Here is a 17016-nt window from a genome sequence, read left to right on the forward strand (position 1 = left end):
GGAGGTTATTAAGATATGCATGAGCAACAAGGATTAGAGTATGGTCGTTTAACGGATAATGAGGAAGTGATAGTTTACGAAATATCTAATCAACAAACCAAATTAAAGGAAGCAGAACAGTTAGATGAGCTAAAAAGGTATGACGATTTATTTTTCCCTTGTCAACATACTATTGTAGACGGTGAATGGGTAAAGATTTATTATAAGCGAGATAAAAACTATAATCCTTTACATAATTACATAAATACATCTTTAGATATGAAAAAAATAATCGTTCAAAACATATTAGAGGTTAATAGATTAGTAGGAACTCAGTATACCACGATGATTCATCCAGATAATATCTATGTAAATAACGAAGGGAGTATTAAATTCGTACATCGTGGAATACGGCATGTATTACCACCTACTGAATTTACTTCTAAGCAATTGGTGAAAGAGATGAAAGAACTCATCGTTTTGATATTTACTGGTAAATGGTCCTCTGAGTGGACTAATGATAAAGAAAGCTCTATTACTTCGTTTACTAAACAAATTAATCAAGCAAGTACATTAAAAGAATTACACGAAATTGTCCTTCAGTATAATCCAAGCTCAAAAACCCAAAGTACTAACTCTTCTCTTACTAAGGACACTAACAAGAAAGAATCGAAAGAAAAACCTAAACAAAATATATCATTATTGTCTGGCATATTAATCGGCTTCTTATGTGGTTTAAGCGTGTTATATGTAACACAAGTGATACCTCTTAGTAAGACTGCTTCAAATTTTGAATCAACTTTGGAAGCAGAACAAGAGTCTACAGAAGCAGAAAACATGAAGTTACAGGAGTCGATCGAGTATTATGAATCCATAATTGAAGCGTACGATTATATTTTAAATGAAGAGACAGAAGAAGCAATCCGGATTCTAGAGTCAATAGACAGTCTACAAACGAATGAACAACAATTATTAGTCTCACAATATTTAGAATCTGATTCTCTTGAACACTTATCGAAAGCTGCAGAGGTTAGTAAAGAATATCATCCAACAATTGTTGAAAAATTAGTAGCTATTAACTCGGAAGAAGCAAATGAACTAATTTTGCTTTTAGAATCAAGTGTACCTCAAGTAGCTATAGAAAAGTCCTGGTTAAATCAGCAATATGAAGAAGTTGTTGATTTCTATTTAGAAATACCTGAAAATAATAGAGCTAAACTATTGGCTGCACGTAGCTATCTCGAACTCAATGAACCAGATGAGGCTATGCAGTTAGGGGAAGAGATAAATGACGTTTCCATTCAAATTGCAGGTTTAGAAAAACAGATTGAATTATTAGAATCTAACGAAGAGCTTGATGAAGATGAAAGGGAGGAAAGGATAGAAGAATTAGAGCAGGACTTAGATGAACTAGCTAAATAGAAGTATCTACTCTGAAAAGACATGGTAATTTAGTTTATGTTACCATGTCTTTTCAATTTGTTACAAGTTATTTAAAACTATCTAAATCGATAAAAAGTAATATATTTGTTTGCATATAAAATATGGTACTATAATAAAGTATAGATAGGGAGGGAGAAATAGTGAGTGATTTCGATAGATATACTAGAGTAAATAAATTTGAAAAACGTAGAAAAAATACAAAAGCCATTACTGCACTTTTAGTAGTAGGTGGCCTATTAATCATTTTACTGTTAGGCATATGGGTATTTGGTGGCAATGACGATGAAGCTACGGATGGCTCCTCTACTGATCCCGATGAAACGGATGGTATTGAGTTAGAGGAAGATACTGATGACGAGGAAGATGACAACGAAGATCTAAATGATTCGGTAGAGGATGGTACAGTTACAGAGGAAGCTGAAACTACTGATGAAGAAACAAATGAAGAAGATAATAATAGTAGTGAAGAGAATATTGAAACTCAACCAGCTGAATCCGTTTCAGATGATGACAATGTAATTGAAGCCTACACAGCAAACTGGCAACCAGTAGGAACAGAGCAGGAAGGTCCACATACTACTCAATTTGATCCAGATTCTCAAGATTGGAAAGAGATGCTAATGGCAATTCGGCTAGCAACTGGTCTTTCAGAAGACGATATGATTACGTTATGGCTTGGTAATGGTGGAGACCAGAAAGCAATCGGAACCGTATCAAATAGTTCTCACACCGAATTTTATCGCGTGTATATTAGCTGGGTAGATAATGAAGGATGGCAACCTACGCTCGTAGAGGTATTAAAGGAAAATGATATAGATTAATTGGACTCAGGAGGTACTACAACATGACAATCGGAATTATAGGAGCAATGGACGAGGAAGTTGCAATACTTAAAGAAAAAATGACAGAAGTAAAAGAAGAATCTATTGCTAACTGTTTATTTATGCAGGGAAAATTATTGGGTAAGGAAATAGTATTACTTAAATCCGGAATTGGTAAAGTAAATGCTGCTATGGCTACAACTATATTATTAGAACGCTATTCACCTACACATATCATTAATACTGGTTCTGCAGGTGGGTTTTCGTCTAAATTAGAGGTTGGTGACATTGTCATTTCAGATCAAGTCGTACATCATGATGTAGATGTTACCGCTTTTGATTACGCCTATGGACAGGTCCCTGGAATGCCAGAGGGATTTACCGCAAATAAAGAGCTAATCACAAAAGCAATGCAAGCTGTAGCTGAATTAGATGTGGAAGCTGAAGAAGGAATTATTGCGACAGGAGATTCATTTATGGAGGATGCTGCTCGAGTAGCATTTGTAAGAAGCAAATTTCCTAGCATGATTGCAGCTGAAATGGAGGCTGCTGCTGTTGCTCAGGTTTGTCATCAATATGATATTCCTTTTGTTGTCATTCGAGCATTGTCTGATATTGCAGGTAAACAATCATCTGTTTCGTTTGATGAATTCTTGGAGACTGCAGCACGAAATGCATCACAAATAATTATTTCAATGATTAATAATATGTAAGTTACCATCAATTCCCTCCCTGAATCCCTAAAAGAGTGTGTTATCATGCGATATAGGGAAGGGGAGTGTAAGGTGGATAATCATAAACAACTTGAATTAAAACTAAAAGACTATCGACGGTTTATTGCAACATTGATCTTAGTAAGTACGTATATGTATTTAGGTGGACTAATGAATGTATTTATCCAACCTAAAACAGATCATGGCGTAGAGCTCTTTGTCTTATCTGTTATATTACTCGCCGTTGGTATAGCCATTTCGTTTGAATACGTTAAATTAAAGAAGAAATTAGAAAAAAATGAGCGTACTTAATAGTATACGCTCATTTTTTTATCACCCTCTACGTTCATTTCGAAAATATTCATGAAAGACTTTCATTAGTGCTCTTTTCTCAATACGAGATACATAGCTTCTGGAGATATTTAATTTTTTGGCGATTTCCCTTTGTGTCATCTCTTTTTGATCATTTAATCCATATCTGTAGACAATTACTTCTTTTTCACGTTTATCTAGAATGGAAAAATAGTCCTGCATTTTTTCAATTTCCATATTTAATTGGATATACTCAATGACATTTTCATTTTCTGCCTCGAGTATATCGATTAGGCTGATTTCGTTTCCTTCTTTGTCTTGACCAATTGGGTCATGAAGGGAAACATCCTTTTTAACCTTTTTAAGCGCTCGTAAATGCATAAGAATTTCGTTTTCGATACACCTTGCCGCGTAGGTTGCAAGCTTTGTTCCTTTTCCTACAGAGAAGCTCTCAATCCCCTTAATTAATCCAATGGTACCGATAGAAATTAGATCCTCCATATCTTCACCGGTATTTTCAAATTTCTTAACAATATGGGCAACCAACCGTAAGTTATGTTCAATAAGTTTATTTCTGGCTGTTTCACTACCATTTTGCATTTCCTCAATATATTTGGCTTCTTCTTCTGATGAAAGAGGCTGTGGAAAAGCATGATTCTTTACATATGAAACAAAAAATAGCGCTTCTTTTATTAACAATGCGAGGACACTTAAGATTCCGGACAAACACTACACCTCCTAAAGCGTCGGTTGGGCTTATGCCTATATATCCACCCTATGAAGCAAAAAATGCATTTGTGTCTGTCCATCAAAACTTATACGAGCAATTTTTTAAAATAATTTATCCCTAAGTCTCTTTTTCCAATTGTATATTGCGTAGGTAGTTACATAAGGATATATTCTAGGGGAGTCGCCATCAATAGCGAAGTATTCTGCGTAGCGGTATTAGCAATGTTTCGAAGGAGCGGCTGTAAGCTGAAATTTTAAAAGAAGTCACTGCGCATTCTACTTCAACTATACATGAAGAACTCTTGAAAATAGTTATTCTTATAAAAAAACGGTGTTCGAATGAACACCGTTAATGTTAACTATTTTCCCTTATTGCTTCTTCATATTCATCTCTTCTGTTTTTGGTAATCGGCTTTACACCAACTTTGTGTGCTGCCCTTGATATCATATGAGCGGAGACAGGCGCAGTTAATAAAATGAAGACTATAGCCAGTAATAATTTTCCGCTCACAATATTATGCTCAATATACAGAAACAAAAATGCGCCGATTAATATTCCTGATAATCCTAATGTCGATGCCTTTGTTGCAGCATGTAATCTTGTATAAATATCTGGGAATCGAGCAATACCGATGGAACCAGATAACACAAAGAACGTACCCAAAAGTAAACAGATGACAATAACAATATTTACTAGAATATTAATCCATGTCTCGATCAATAATAACACCCTTTTCCAAGTATTTTGCAATAGCTACCGTACCTAAGAAAGCAAGGACTGCAATTAGCAAGATGACGTCATTTAAATTCGGTGTTACTAAGTATATAGCTACTAGTGCTGCAACACCCATTAAATTAATTCCAATCGTATCTAACGCAACTGCACGGTCAGGGCTAGTAGGTCCATCAATCATCCGGTACAGTAATAAAAGGAGCGAAATGGAGATAGCAATAAAACAAATAAATACCGTAATTTCAAGTAAAGCTTCTGATGCTTGGTATAATGTGTCTGTCATCTTGTCACCTCCATAATTGCTCTTTCAAACGTATTTTTGATGGATTGAATGGATTCTTCAACATCATCAATGTGTATGGAATGAATAAATATTTGAGAATTATCCTCAGAAATTGCAACGGAAAGGGTACCTGGTGTTAAAGATATTAAATTTGCCAATAAAGTGATTTCCCAGTTTCCTTTTAGTTCCGTTGGAAATGCGAAAATACCAGGTTCAACATTTGGTTTTGGCTTATAGACGATTTTAACAATATCAAAGTTAGATAGTACTAACTCTTTTATAAATAAGAAAATTAATCGTAGGATTTTGCCAACCCGTCTTAAATAGAATGTTCCTGGAATAAATCTATTTAATAGGAGTAATAAGAGAATCCCCCATAGGTAACCTGCAATAAAACTGGGTGCCGTATAGGATTCACTTAGAAACATCCACATAAAAGCGATCACTAAATTGATAACAATCTGAAAGGCCATAATTAGCTACTCCTTTAATACAGAATCAATATAAAGCTGTGGATCAAGTAAATATGCTGAAATAGATTCGATAGAAGGATAAATAAATTCAGCTCCGACACCTAAAAAGACGGAAAATGCTAATAGGAGCACAATTGGTCCGATAAATCCTTTTATTGATTTCTTTTCATATTTACCTGACTCATCTTTTTCACCCCAAAATCCACGAATAAAGATTTTCATGACAGAGTATAGAATCAATAGGCTGGATAGAAGTGTAATGATAACAATTGCTACTTCACTATTGGTAAGTGCACCTTTTAATAAAAGAAACTTACCGATAAATCCACTGAATGGGGGAATACCGGCTAAAACAAATGCCGAGATAAATAATAGCCATCCTAGTAGAGGATAGTAATGAATTAAACCGCCCATTTTACGCAGATCTGAAGTTCCGGCTACATATGCAATCACACTTACAATTAAGAATAGTACCGTTTTAATAATCATATCGTGAATCAAATAGTAAATAGAGCCACTTAATGCATCCTGATTAAATACACCAATACCCATAATTATAAACCCAATTGCTGGGATAATGTTATAAGCAATAATCAACTTAATATTGTTCGTAGATAAAGCTCCGATCACTCCGAATATCATAGATAGTCCTGCAACCCAGATGAAGAATTGATGGGTTAGATTTGTATCATGAATGAATATTAACGAGAATACACGTAGGATGGAATAGATACCTACTTTCGTTAATAATGCCGCAAATAATGCTGATACGACAGGATTAGGTACAATGTATGAGTTAGGCATCCAGTAGTAAAGTGGGAACAATGCTGCTTTTGTAGCAAATACAAAAAATAACAGAATAGCAACAGTTGTTAAGATACCACCTTGTTCCACGTCTTGTACACGCTCAGCAATTTGAGCCATATTTACAGTTCCTACAGCTCCATAGATAAATGCAACTGCAGTAACAAACAAGATAGAAGAGAATAAGTTAATTAATACATATTTGATTGATTCTCTTAACTGTATTTTTTCTCCTCCTAAAACAATTAGGGCGTAAGATGCCATTAATAATACTTCAAAGAATACGAAAAGGTTAAATAAGTCTCCAGTTAGAAATGCGCCTGATACTCCAGATATTAAGAAGAAATAAAAAGCATAGAAATAATGTTGTTCCTGTCTTAATGATAAGGAATACGGTGCGTAAAAAGCGCAGGCAACGGCAACTATATTAGTCGTTAAAACGAGGATTGCAGCTAAAGGGTCAGCCACCAATGCTATTCCATATGGTGCAACCCATCCACCAGTTTCTAAGACAATGGAACCCTTGGTAAATACAACCAATGTGACATAAGAGACAACCCCTAAACTAACGATAGATAGAAGTTTGGTTAATGTACGTGTTATCGTTACTCTAGAATTAAATAGAGCAACGATAATCCCTGCTATTAACGGGATAATAATTGGTAATACTGCTAAGTTACTCATTTTCGGTACCCCTTAATTTTTCCATATTATCTGTATTATTTTCTCTTGCAGTACGATATGCAAGTACTAGTAACAAACTCGTAATCCCAAAACTAATAACTATAGAAGTAAGGATTAAGGCCTGTGGGAGTGGGTCAGCATAATTTTCAATTCCGTCCATTAAAATAGGAGGCTGTCCACGTTTTAGTTTTCCCATCGTTAATATAAATAAGTGAGCGCCATGCGATAATAATACCGTACCAATAACAATACGAAGAATTTGCTTTTGTAATAAGTTATATACTCCTGTAGTCATGAGTACACCAGCTAAAATTGCTATAAGTATTTCCATTTATTCCGCCTCCTTGTTGTTGCGAAGTTTTATGAGGCTAAAGATTGCTAGCGCAGCTATACCTAATACGGCAATTTCAAATAATGTATCTAGTCCACGCATATCAACTAAGATAACGTTAACTACATTATGCCCGCCGCCAAGTTTGTACGCTGTTTCAAGAAAGTAATCAGAAATCGGATCGAACCAATCTGTGCTATGGGCTGAAATGGCAATCATCGTCATTAAAGCACCAAATCCTATGGAAATGATCCCATTTTGTACTTTCGAACGAGTAGATTCCTTTCGCTTTTGTAGCTTCGGTAAATGATAGAAGCAAAGCAAAAATAGTGCTACAGATACTGTTTCAATCACTAGTTGAGTTAATGCAAGATCTGGAGCCCGGTAAATAACAAATAATGTAGCAACTCCATATCCAACAACACCAGTAATTAGTATTGCCCCTAGTTTGGATGTTGTAAAGATTGTTGCCAATGCTGCAATGATAATTATGGCAACAACTGCAACTTCAATAAACGTAACTTCCGCTAAATTACTGTACTCCATTTGGAATCCATTCGTTACGAACATTACAATAAACGTAACAACTACGATAGCTGCTAAAATAATAGTCATATACAATTTCAACGATCCAGTCATATACGTATTCGTTATTTTAGCAGAGACAATATCTACGTTTTTCACTAAAGCATCATATAACTTATTAAAGCTCATTTTTCCTGGGAGTACATGATATACATTGCTCCATTTTTTACGAGTTATATAAAGAACTGTTCCAATACCAACAACAGCTAAGGACATATAGAGTTCTGGAACAAAACCATGCCAAAAGTATACTTTTTTATATTCAACAGCACTGTTTACTGCCTCAGCAGCATGAATTAAAAATGTACCATTCACCATATTTGGGAATAGACCAATCAAGATTACTCCTAGCACCAATATGATAGGGGATATTAGCATCCCAATTGGAGCTTCATGTGGCTTGATCTTTAACTTATCGAATTGCTTCGGACCAGTAAAAACACCAAAGAAGAAATACATAGAGTATACAAATGTAAATATACTTCCAAACACTGCTAGATATGGAATAATTGGAATAAGAACATTAGCTACTGGATTAATAACTTCGTTCAAGTGCAAGGTAGAATCGAAAAATAGTTCCTTACTATAAAAACCATTTAAAAAAGGAAGCGGTATACCAGCCATGGAGAATGTACCAAATAGGGCTAGTGTAGCTGTGATTGGCATAATTGTTAATAAGCCACCAAGTCTACGAATATCTCTTGTTCCTGTTTCATGATCAATTATACCTGCAACCATGAATAAGCTACCTTTGAAAGTGGCGTGGTTTAAAATATGGAACATGGCAGCAAAAACTGCTACTTTAGTTCCAAACCCAAGCATAGCCATAATCATACCTAATTGACTAATAGTTGAAAAAGCCAATATTCCTTTTAGGTCAGTTTGTCTTACAGCCATATATGATGCCCAACATAATGTTACGATTCCCACAATACTCACTACGATAAAGAACCATTCATACGTTGCGAAAACAGGAGAGAATCGTGCAACTAAATAGATTCCAGCTTTAACCATTGTTGCTGAATGTAGATAAGCACTAACTGGTGTTGGTGCTTCCATCGCGTCTGGCAACCAAATGTGGAATGGAAACTGAGCAGATTTTGTAAATGCACCTAAAAGAATTAGTCCCATGATCAGTGGTAAGTAATTGCTTTCTAAAATAACATCTATTTGTGAAATTATTGCTTGAATACTAGTTGTACCAGTTACAACAGTAAGTAGAACGAATCCACCTAACATGCTTAATCCACCAAATACAGTGATTAGCATTGATTTTTGTGCGCCATATCTTGAACGCTCACGCCAATGCCAATAACCAATTAGCAAGAAGGATGAAATCGATGTTAATTCCCAAAATGTATAAAGAACAAATAAATTATCAGATAAAACTACACCTAACATTGCTGTCATAAACATCAACAAATACACATAAAACGAACCTAACCGTTCCGATACATGAAGATAGTATACAGAGTAGAGAACTACGAGTGATCCAATTCCACTAATAAGTAAAACAAATAATAAACTTAAACCATCTAGATAAAAGTCAAAGTTTATCCCAAGTGAAGGAATCCAACTATACTCATGTCGTACGGGACTAAAATCATTGCCGACAAATCTAATGAAATAAAGAAATATACTAAAGGGGATGAAAAATACAAAAATGCCTGTATGTATCTTATGTTTTATTTTGCTAAGCATCGGTACAAAAATAGCAAAAATAAGTGGAATTAATACTGCAAATATCATCTAATGGTAATCCTCCTTAATAAGATTAGCCTATACTTTAATATTATAATAATGCTAAAAAAATATGTTGGGCAGGGTAGTTATTGAAATTGCTTTATTGACAGAAAGAAGATTAATCTTCCTTATCCTAGTCTTGCAAATAAGATGTTCGACATAGTAAGATTTACACTCAAGTGTATATGGGATTTTAAAAAGCAAAGAACTCTTTTGAGAAATTCCTTTTACAAAAGCCAAGGTTTCTATCGTTATTGATTGGTGTCCAATTTTTGAATTGAATAAACGGATCATGTACGTATGCTAAGTAACATTTGTTCTGGTTGTTGGGTTACCACTTTAAGAAATAGAATACCATAATATTGTTGAATACAAAAATATAAAATCCCTTATCATATAAAGAATGATAAGGGATTTTCAGTTTCTTCCTATATAATATATTCGTAAAAAAAACAAACATATTTTTAAGAGGCAGAACAAATACTTTATGATGAAAATTTAATTTTATGTAATAAACCGCGACGATAAATTTCCTCTTTTATCAGTGAAACAAAATCAGGGCTTAAATTTAATTCATTTGCTTTGTGATAAGATTCGAGTAATAATTCATCTGACAAATGCTCCATAAATGCAGCCCTCCTAAATATTTTTACAAAGTTTTTTAAAATAAGGTAATAATAAAGTACCATGATTCGTAGCCTTGTACAACCCGCCAGTTATCTACATCATCCTGTAGATAACTTGTGAATAAGGGGGTTAATAAATGAATAAAACCTGTTAAATCAATGTGGATAATGTTAATAAAGTTATCCACAATGCGAAAAATGGTACAATTTGTCGAACGATTTTACAAATTTTTTAGTGAATCTGCAAATTTCTCTATAAGTTCGAGCATATAATTACTATTTTTGATATAGAAAAAAAGTTATTATAGGATAGTATTTATAATGTATAATTACACATGTTGTTTAAAATTAAACATACATAAGAAAATCAAATAGTTAATTGAGGTGTACGATTTGTTAAAACGATTTTTACCTAATGAACATGTTAAAAGTATCTTTGAAATACAACCAAATGAGTTAAAAGACAAAGGTATTAAGGGAATCATAACAGACCTAGATAATACACTTGTTGCATGGGATGTAAGAGAAGCCACTCCTGAGGTGGTCAATTGGTTTAAACAGATGAAAGATCATGGCATTAAAGTTACGATCATTTCGAATAATAAGGAAGAACGAGTTAAGTTTTTCTCCGAGCCTTTAAATGCACCGTATGTATTTAGTGCTCGAAAACCCTTGCGAAGAGCATTTAAGGTCGCTGCTAAAGAAATGGGGTTAGAAAGAGAAGAAATAGTTGTAATTGGTGATCAATTATTAACCGATGTTTTAGGTGGGAATTCTGCTGGATTACATACGATACTTGTCGTTCCAATTGTACAGACTGATGAAAAAATTACTCGTATTAATAGGACAATTGAACGAAGGATTTTAAATTATTTCCGTAAAAAAGGCAAAATTACTTGGGAGGATAAATAATGGAACAAATACATTGTCAAGGTTGTGGGGTTCTTGTTCAAACAAACGATCCCCACGAATTAGGGTACACACCGAAATCTTCACTGGAGCGAGAAAATGTACTTTGCAAGCGTTGTTTTAGGCTAAAGCATTATAATGAAATTCAAGATGTCTCGATGACAGATGATGATTTTTTAAAAATGGTAAGCTCCATACGCAATAGAGATGCATTGGTTGTTCATGTTATTGACATCTTTGATGTTAATGGCTCGATGATCCAGAGTTTACCAAGAATCGTAGGGAACAACCCAATCCTATTAGTAGGAAACAAAATGGATTTATTGCCAAAATCTACAAATCAACGTAAACTTAAACAATGGCTGCAATCTTCGGCTAAGGAAGCTGGCTTTAAAGTAAAGGATGTATTCTTAATTTCATCCATCAAAGGTCATGGAATGGATGATTTGACTGATCGTATCGAATATTATCGAGAAAATAAAGATGTCTATATTGTAGGGACGACAAATGTCGGAAAATCCACTTTTATTAATCGGTTGATCAAGCAATCAATTGGAGAAAATGAAGTAATTACTACGTCTTATTTTCCTGGTACAACTCTAGGATTTATTGAAATTCCTTTAGATGATAAGACTGCTTTAATTGATACGCCTGGAATTGTAAATAAACAACAAATCGCTCATTATATTTCAGATAAAGATCTAAAGGTTATTACACCTAATAAGGAAATAAAACCACGAATCTATCAATTAAATGATCAACAAACACTCTTTTTTGGTGGATTAGCACGATTGGACTTTATAAAGGGTGAACGACAATCCTTTGTTTGTTATTTTTCTAATCAATTATCAATTCACCGAACAAAATTAGAGAAAGCCGATGCTTTATATGAAGACCATATTGGTGAAATGCTTACACCTCCAAATGAGGAATCATTAGCAAAGCTACCAGAATTAACGACAACTACTTTCCGCATCCATGGGGAGAAAACGGATATTGTTTTTCCCGGACTAGGTTGGGTGAGTGTGGAAGGTAGTATAACTGTGGTAACACACAGTCCTAGAGGAGTAAATGTAACCATAAGGAAATCATTAATTTAGGAGTGGGGACAGATGAATTTTCATTTAGGACTGATTGGATATCCTATTGGGCATTCACTCTCTCCGTGGATACATAATCAATTTCTTGAAAAAACTAATCATAATGGATCTTATTCATTAGTTGAAATTGAACAGGATGAGTTTGCGAATAAAATTCATGAATTGATGGAGAGTGACATAGACGGGTTTAATGTAACGACACCGTATAAACAAGAAATAATTCCCTATCTTGATGAGTTAGATGATTACGCGGCTCAAATTGGTGCGGTTAACACCGTTGCTAATAAAGATGGGAAATGGATAGGGTATAATACCGATGGAATAGGCTATATCTATTCACTAAAGGCAACGTATCCTTCGTTATTTAGAGATAAAGATATCCGAATTATCCTTCTTGGTGCCGGAGGTGCAGCCAGAGGAATTTTCTCTGCACTTTCAAGTGAAGGGTTTCGGTATATTGATATTGCTAACCGATCATTAAAGAAGGCTAGAGAGATAAAAGCATTAGGAAACCACATAACAACTACGGAGATTCTATCATTAAAAGAAGCAGAAGAAAATCTAGGTCATTACGAACTAATCATACAAACAACAAATGTTGGTATGAATGAAAAAGCACAACTTATCGATTTAAAGAATCGTAAGGATTCAGCGATTATCAGTGATATTGTATATCAACCAATCATGACTGAATTTTTAATACAAGCGAAAGAACTAGGGAATTCAGTTCATTGTGGACATTCTATGCTGTTATACCAAGCACAAGCAGCTTTTGAAATTTGGACACATACGAAGGTTCGTATAGGAGACATGGAAGAAAAATTACAAACTATTTTGGAGGGAAAGCAACATGCTGACAGGTAAACAAAAACGATTTTTACGTTCAGAGGCACATCATTTAAAACCGATTTTTCAAGTAGGAAAAATTGGTGTGAATGATAACATGATTACACAAGTCAATGAGGCATTAGAAAAGCGAGAATTAATTAAGGTAAGTATTTTGCAAAATTGTTTAGAAGATAAAGATACAGTTGCGGAACAATTACAACAAGGAACAGGAAGTGAAATCGTACAGATCATCGGTAATAATATCGTATTATATAAAGAATCAGAAGAAAATAAGCAGATTCAATTACCTTGATTTCCTGTGGGGGAGTACTTTATGAGACGAATCGGTATTTTAGGCGGAACATTTGACCCACCACATATTGGACATCTAATCATTGCAGAGGAAGTTCGGAATGCACTGAATTTAGAAGAGATATGGTTCATTCCAACATATGAACCTCCACATAAGGAAAAGGCAGCAATGAAGGTAAATATGCGATTAGCGATGCTTCGAAAAGCTATTGAAGCTAATTCTTCGTTTCATATCAATACAATTGAAATAGATCGCTTAGGAAAATCATATACCTTTGATACAATGAAAGCATTAACCCAAATGCATAAGGATACGGAGTTCTACTTTATTATTGGTGGGGATATGGTGGAGTATCTTCCACATTGGTATAAAATTGATGAGCTCCAGGACATGATCAGCTTTGTTGGTGTAAAAAGACCTGGACATTCATTGGATACACCATATAATATCAAAGAAGTGGATATCCCATTGATCGACATATCCTCATCCTTCCTTAGAGAGCGGTTATCCAAAAAAGAATCAATCAGGTATTTCGTTCCTGACCCTGTTTACACTTTTATTAAGGAGAATAAGTTGTATGAATAGAAGCGAAGCACTATCCATTGTGGAACCCCATTTAACAAAAGAAAGGTTTGAACATACAGTACGAGTGGCAGACACTGCACTTACCTTAGCTGGGCTTTATGGAGAATCACAAAAAAAGGTAGAAATCGCATCTATATTTCATGATTATGCGAAATATAGACCGTTAGATGAAATGGAAAGATGGATTACAACAAGTTATTTGCCAAAGGACTTACTTTCTTATCACCATGAACTATGGCATGGACCGGTAGGATCTTTATTAATAGACCAGGAACATGGAATCAAAGACGAGGAAATTAAAAGTGCTGTATATTGCCATACAACAGGTAAGGCGAATATGTCTAAGTTAGATATGATTGTCTTTGTTGCCGATTATATAGAACCTGGAAGGGATTTTCCGGGACTAAACGAAGTAAGAGATATGGCAGAGAAAGATTTGTTAAAAACAGCTTGGATGGTTTCACGTAATACAATAAATTATTTAATTCATAAACAAACTAGTATTTATCCAGATACATTTCATGCATATAATGACTTAACGAAACAATTATACGGAGGTAATTAATTGATGGAAATAAAGGAAGTATTACAATTAGCTGCGGAAGCATGCAATGATAAACGAGCGGAAAACATCGTGGCATTAGATATGGATCAGGTTTCATTAGTTGCTGAATATTTTTTGATTTGTCATGGAACGAATGAACGTCAAGTTCAGGCAATTGCTCGCGCAGTGAAGGAAAAGATGGATGAACATGATATTCCTGTTAAACGTTTAGAAGGCTTAGAACAAGCGAGATGGGTTTTAGTTGATTTAGGTGATATCGTTTGCCACATTTTCCATAAAGATGAACGTACGTATTATAATTTAGAAAGGCTATGGGGAGATGCTGCACAAGTATCTTTGGCTATAGAATAAGAATAATTATGTCGTATCAAAAAATGGCTGCTTTGTATGACCAATTAATGGAGGATGCTCCTTATGATTCATGGCAGGTATTTACAGAAAAGGTATTTGATAATTTCGGTGTAAACGTTTCTACAATCGTTGATTTAGGCTGTGGAACGGGTGAAATTACTACGCGTTTGGCCAAAAGGGGCTATCAAATGATTGGCGTTGATTTTTCTGTGGACATGCTTACCATTGCTGAGCAAAAAGCAAGTAAACAAAATTTAGCTGTACAATGGTTACATCAAGATTTAAGAGAAATAGAAGGATTAGAACAATTCGATGCAGCTATTAGTTATTGCGATGTCATCAATTATATAACCGAAGAAAATGATTTGGAAAAAGTATTTCAAAATGTGTTTCAATCATTAAAAGACGGCGGGATTTTTATTTTTGATATTCATTCTTTACATCATATTGAGCAACATTTAATTAATCATACATTTGCTGATGTCACGGATGAAAGCTCTTATATTTGGTATTGTTCAGAAGGCGATCATCCTGGAGAGATGTATCATGATCTAACTTTTTTTGCATTGGATCATGATAATAAATATAGTCGCTTTGACGAAACCCATCATCAAAGGTCTTATCCTATACCAGTATATGAAGAACTTCTAGAAAAATCAGGTTTTATTAACATTAATTTTTATGGTGATTTTACTTTAGAAAATAAAGATTTACATGAAGCTACAGAGCGAATTTTTATAACTGCAGAAAAAAGATCGAGATAATTTTAATTTTCTCGATCTTTAATTATTCAGAGCAATTAGACAACTTGTGCAAAAGCATATATAATTTATGTGGGAACGATCCTCTATTTTTATCCTCTTGTAAAGGGTGTGGCCACATTGGTTGAGTATATAAAAAAGTCCTCTTTTTTAATTGCCATAGTTTTGATGATGGTTATTATTCTTTTCCTCACAAATCGCTCTTCTCAGACAGCTGATAATGAATTTATTCCAATTTCAACTGACCTATCACCTGAAACAAACTCCCCTATAGAACAGCATGATCAAAATTATCCAATATTAGTAGATATAAAAGGGGAAATTATTACTCCAGGAGTATACGAAATGTCCAATGATTCCCGCATAGAAGATGTGGTTAAACAAGCTGGTGGTTTTACGAATGAAGCTGATCAAACGGTGATCAATCTTGCGCAAAAAGTTCATGATGAAATGATTATTGTTGTACCTAGTGTGAACGAAGCGGCAGTTCTATCTTCTAATGAGGCACATCAAGCGAAAGTAAGAATAAACTATGCAACGGTAGAAGAAATTCAAATGTTAAATGGAATTGGTCCATCAAAGGCGAATGCTATCATTGCATATCGGGAAGAGCATGGTTTTTTTAATCATGTAGAAGACTTATTAAACGTTTCTGGAATAGGAGAGAAGACATTAGAAAATATTCGTGATGATATACAAGTTCCGTAGTTCATTGACGATTATAAAGGTATAGCTGTAAACTATATATTATTACATACGTAAAAGGAGTTTTATCCATGCAACGAATATCTTGGGATCAATATTTTATGGCGCAAAGTCATTTGTTGTCATTAAGAAGTACATGTACACGACTTATGGTTGGGGCTACGATCGTAAGGGATAAGCGAATAATCGCTGGCGGATATAATGGTAGTGTATCTGGAAGTGTACACTGTGTGGACGAAGGTTGCTATGTCATAGATGGGCATTGCGTTCGTACGGTTCATGCAGAAGCAAATGCATTATTACAATGTGCTAAGTTCGGGGTACCAACTGAAAATGCAGATATATATGTTACCCATTTTCCGTGCTTGCAATGTAGTAAACAGCTGATACAAAGTGGGATTAGAACAGTCTACTATGCAGAGGATTATAAAAATCATCCATATGCAATTCAATTATTTAAAGAAGCTGGGGTACAGACGAAGAAAGTAGAATTAAATTATTTAGCAGTGGATACGAATTACAAGGAAAAAGAAATGTACGTAAAAGATTTATTAGACAAAATTCAGGACTTATCTGATGATCATAAAGAAGTAAAATCACTTATTCATAAAGCAGAAGAATTATTTAAAATTTAATCATG

At 34.5% G+C, this 17016-nt stretch carries 22 protein-coding genes; 14 read left to right on the forward strand and 8 right to left on the reverse strand.

Annotated elements, in window-relative coordinates; genetic code table 11:
* Nucleotides 1-15: 15 nt before the first annotated feature.
* From GMD78_RS01355 to GMD78_RS01370, 4 genes are all read left to right on the forward strand, one after another.
* Nucleotides 16-1401: a type VII secretion protein EssB/YukC gene (locus tag GMD78_RS01355; protein ID WP_155666388.1), complete on the forward strand. Its 1386-nt coding sequence runs from the start codon at nucleotides 16-18 to the stop codon at nucleotides 1399-1401.
* 161 nt (nucleotides 1402-1562) lie between these two features.
* A complete protein-coding gene (locus tag GMD78_RS01360; protein ID WP_343042051.1) occupies nucleotides 1563-2243 on the forward strand; it encodes a YrrS family protein in 681 nt (226 codons plus the stop codon).
* Nucleotides 2244-2266: 23 nt separating this feature from the next.
* Nucleotides 2267-2956 carry a 5'-methylthioadenosine/S-adenosylhomocysteine nucleosidase gene (mtnN, locus tag GMD78_RS01365; protein WP_155666390.1) on the forward strand — a complete coding sequence of 230 codons (690 nt, stop codon included), beginning with the start codon at nucleotides 2267-2269 and terminating at the stop codon, nucleotides 2954-2956.
* 72 nt (nucleotides 2957-3028) lie between these two features.
* The gene (locus GMD78_RS01370; RefSeq protein WP_196493687.1) at nucleotides 3029-3268 is read left to right on the forward strand and encodes a YrhC family protein; all 240 of its coding nucleotides are present in this window, start codon (nucleotides 3029-3031) and stop codon (nucleotides 3266-3268) included.
* A gap of 21 nt (nucleotides 3269-3289) precedes the next feature.
* Here GMD78_RS01370 and sigK read toward each other — a convergent pair whose 3' ends face one another.
* The 8 genes from sigK to sda form a co-directional block, all read right to left on the reverse strand.
* Nucleotides 3290-3994: an RNA polymerase sporulation sigma factor SigK gene (sigK, locus tag GMD78_RS01375; protein WP_155666394.1), complete on the reverse strand. Its 705-nt coding sequence runs from the start codon at nucleotides 3992-3994 to the stop codon at nucleotides 3290-3292.
* 358 nt (nucleotides 3995-4352) lie between these two features.
* The gene (mnhG, locus tag GMD78_RS01380; RefSeq protein WP_155666396.1) at nucleotides 4353-4718 is read right to left on the reverse strand and encodes a monovalent cation/H(+) antiporter subunit G; all 366 of its coding nucleotides are present in this window, start codon (nucleotides 4716-4718) and stop codon (nucleotides 4353-4355) included.
* Entirely contained in the window at nucleotides 4699-5013 is a 315-nt protein-coding gene (locus GMD78_RS01385; RefSeq protein ID WP_155666398.1) for a Na(+)/H(+) antiporter subunit F1, read from the reverse strand. The genes mnhG and GMD78_RS01385 overlap by 20 nt, the downstream gene beginning before the upstream one ends.
* Nucleotides 5010-5486, reverse strand: coding sequence for a Na+/H+ antiporter subunit E (locus GMD78_RS01390; RefSeq protein WP_155666400.1), 477 nt, complete (start codon nucleotides 5484-5486; stop codon nucleotides 5010-5012). Before GMD78_RS01390 ends, GMD78_RS01385 begins: the two co-directional genes overlap by 4 nt.
* A 6-nt stretch (nucleotides 5487-5492) precedes the next feature.
* Nucleotides 5493-6974, reverse strand: a complete 1482-nt coding sequence (locus tag GMD78_RS01395; protein ID WP_155666402.1) for a Na+/H+ antiporter subunit D — start codon at nucleotides 6972-6974, stop codon at nucleotides 5493-5495.
* Nucleotides 6967-7305, reverse strand: coding sequence for a Na(+)/H(+) antiporter subunit C (locus GMD78_RS01400; protein ID WP_155666404.1), 339 nt, complete (start codon nucleotides 7303-7305; stop codon nucleotides 6967-6969). The genes GMD78_RS01395 and GMD78_RS01400 overlap by 8 nt, the downstream gene beginning before the upstream one ends.
* Nucleotides 7306-9639, reverse strand: a complete 2334-nt coding sequence (locus GMD78_RS01405; protein WP_155666406.1) for a Na+/H+ antiporter subunit A — start codon at nucleotides 9637-9639, stop codon at nucleotides 7306-7308. It lies immediately after the preceding gene.
* Between the two features lie 479 nt (nucleotides 9640-10118).
* Nucleotides 10119-10259 carry a sporulation histidine kinase inhibitor Sda gene (sda, locus tag GMD78_RS01410; protein WP_155666408.1) on the reverse strand — a complete coding sequence of 47 codons (141 nt, stop codon included), beginning with the start codon at nucleotides 10257-10259 and terminating at the stop codon, nucleotides 10119-10121.
* Between the two features lie 393 nt (nucleotides 10260-10652).
* Here sda and GMD78_RS01415 point away from each other — a divergent pair, with 393 nt between their 5' ends.
* From GMD78_RS01415 to GMD78_RS01460, 10 genes are all read left to right on the forward strand, one after another.
* Nucleotides 10653-11171, forward strand: a complete 519-nt coding sequence (locus GMD78_RS01415) for a YqeG family HAD IIIA-type phosphatase (protein WP_155666410.1) — start codon at nucleotides 10653-10655, stop codon at nucleotides 11169-11171.
* Complete coding sequence (yqeH, locus tag GMD78_RS01420) at nucleotides 11171-12268, forward strand: ribosome biogenesis GTPase YqeH (RefSeq protein WP_155666412.1); 1098 nt, start codon at nucleotides 11171-11173, stop codon at nucleotides 12266-12268. Before GMD78_RS01415 ends, yqeH begins: the two co-directional genes overlap by 1 nt.
* A 12-nt stretch (nucleotides 12269-12280) precedes the next feature.
* Entirely contained in the window at nucleotides 12281-13132 is an 852-nt protein-coding gene (gene aroE / locus GMD78_RS01425; protein WP_155666414.1) for a shikimate dehydrogenase, read from the forward strand.
* Nucleotides 13119-13409 carry a ribosome assembly RNA-binding protein YhbY gene (gene yhbY / locus GMD78_RS01430; protein WP_155666416.1) on the forward strand — a complete coding sequence of 97 codons (291 nt, stop codon included), beginning with the start codon at nucleotides 13119-13121 and terminating at the stop codon, nucleotides 13407-13409. Before aroE ends, yhbY begins: the two co-directional genes overlap by 14 nt.
* Nucleotides 13410-13430: 21 nt before the next feature.
* Nucleotides 13431-13994 (forward strand): nicotinate-nucleotide adenylyltransferase, encoded by a 564-nt coding sequence (locus GMD78_RS01435; protein ID WP_155666418.1) that lies wholly within the window; start codon nucleotides 13431-13433, stop codon nucleotides 13992-13994.
* Nucleotides 13987-14559 carry a bis(5'-nucleosyl)-tetraphosphatase (symmetrical) YqeK gene (gene yqeK, locus GMD78_RS01440; RefSeq protein WP_155666420.1) on the forward strand — a complete coding sequence of 191 codons (573 nt, stop codon included), beginning with the start codon at nucleotides 13987-13989 and terminating at the stop codon, nucleotides 14557-14559. The genes GMD78_RS01435 and yqeK overlap by 8 nt, the downstream gene beginning before the upstream one ends.
* 3 nt (nucleotides 14560-14562) lie before the next feature.
* Nucleotides 14563-14910, forward strand: coding sequence for a ribosome silencing factor (gene rsfS, locus GMD78_RS01445; protein ID WP_155666922.1), 348 nt, complete (start codon nucleotides 14563-14565; stop codon nucleotides 14908-14910).
* A gap of 8 nt (nucleotides 14911-14918) precedes the next feature.
* Entirely contained in the window at nucleotides 14919-15674 is a 756-nt protein-coding gene (locus tag GMD78_RS01450) for a class I SAM-dependent DNA methyltransferase (protein WP_155666422.1), read from the forward strand.
* 108 nt (nucleotides 15675-15782) lie between these two features.
* Nucleotides 15783-16379 carry a helix-hairpin-helix domain-containing protein gene (locus GMD78_RS01455; RefSeq protein ID WP_343042052.1) on the forward strand — a complete coding sequence of 199 codons (597 nt, stop codon included), beginning with the start codon at nucleotides 15783-15785 and terminating at the stop codon, nucleotides 16377-16379.
* A 68-nt stretch (nucleotides 16380-16447) separates the two neighbouring features.
* Nucleotides 16448-17011 (forward strand): ComE operon protein 2, encoded by a 564-nt coding sequence (locus GMD78_RS01460; protein WP_155666424.1) that lies wholly within the window; start codon nucleotides 16448-16450, stop codon nucleotides 17009-17011.
* The last annotated feature ends 5 nt before the right edge of the window (nucleotides 17012-17016 follow it).

This window comes from Ornithinibacillus caprae, assembly GCF_009728145.1.
Taxonomy (GTDB): Bacteria; Bacillota; Bacilli; order Bacillales; family Amphibacillaceae; genus Ornithinibacillus; species Ornithinibacillus caprae.

Coding starts and splice junctions, on each gene's coding strand:
- GMD78_RS01355 (WP_155666388.1), top strand. CDS start 16: ATGCATGAGCAACAAGGATTAGAGTATGGTCGTTTAACGGATAATGAG.
- mtnN (WP_155666390.1), top strand. CDS start 2,267: ATGACAATCGGAATTATAGGAGCAATGGACGAGGAAGTTGCAATACTT.
- GMD78_RS01385 (WP_155666398.1), bottom strand. CDS start 5,013: ATGACAGACACATTATACCAAGCATCAGAAGCTTTACTTGAAATTACG.
- GMD78_RS01390 (WP_155666400.1), bottom strand. CDS start 5,486: ATGGCCTTTCAGATTGTTATCAATTTAGTGATCGCTTTTATGTGGATG.
- GMD78_RS01395 (WP_155666402.1), bottom strand. CDS start 6,974: ATGAGTAACTTAGCAGTATTACCAATTATTATCCCGTTAATAGCAGGG.
- GMD78_RS01400 (WP_155666404.1), bottom strand. CDS start 7,305: ATGGAAATACTTATAGCAATTTTAGCTGGTGTACTCATGACTACAGGA.
- GMD78_RS01405 (WP_155666406.1), bottom strand. CDS start 9,639: ATGATATTTGCAGTATTAATTCCACTTATTTTTGCTATTTTTGTACCG.
- sda (WP_155666408.1), bottom strand. CDS start 10,259: ATGGAGCATTTGTCAGATGAATTATTACTCGAATCTTATCACAAAGCA.
- yqeH (WP_155666412.1), top strand. CDS start 11,171: ATGGAACAAATACATTGTCAAGGTTGTGGGGTTCTTGTTCAAACAAAC.
- aroE (WP_155666414.1), top strand. CDS start 12,281: ATGAATTTTCATTTAGGACTGATTGGATATCCTATTGGGCATTCACTC.
- yhbY (WP_155666416.1), top strand. CDS start 13,119: ATGCTGACAGGTAAACAAAAACGATTTTTACGTTCAGAGGCACATCAT.
- GMD78_RS01435 (WP_155666418.1), top strand. CDS start 13,431: ATGAGACGAATCGGTATTTTAGGCGGAACATTTGACCCACCACATATT.
- yqeK (WP_155666420.1), top strand. CDS start 13,987: ATGAATAGAAGCGAAGCACTATCCATTGTGGAACCCCATTTAACAAAA.
- rsfS (WP_155666922.1), top strand. CDS start 14,563: ATGGAAATAAAGGAAGTATTACAATTAGCTGCGGAAGCATGCAATGAT.
- GMD78_RS01450 (WP_155666422.1), top strand. CDS start 14,919: ATGTCGTATCAAAAAATGGCTGCTTTGTATGACCAATTAATGGAGGAT.
- GMD78_RS01460 (WP_155666424.1), top strand. CDS start 16,448: ATGCAACGAATATCTTGGGATCAATATTTTATGGCGCAAAGTCATTTG.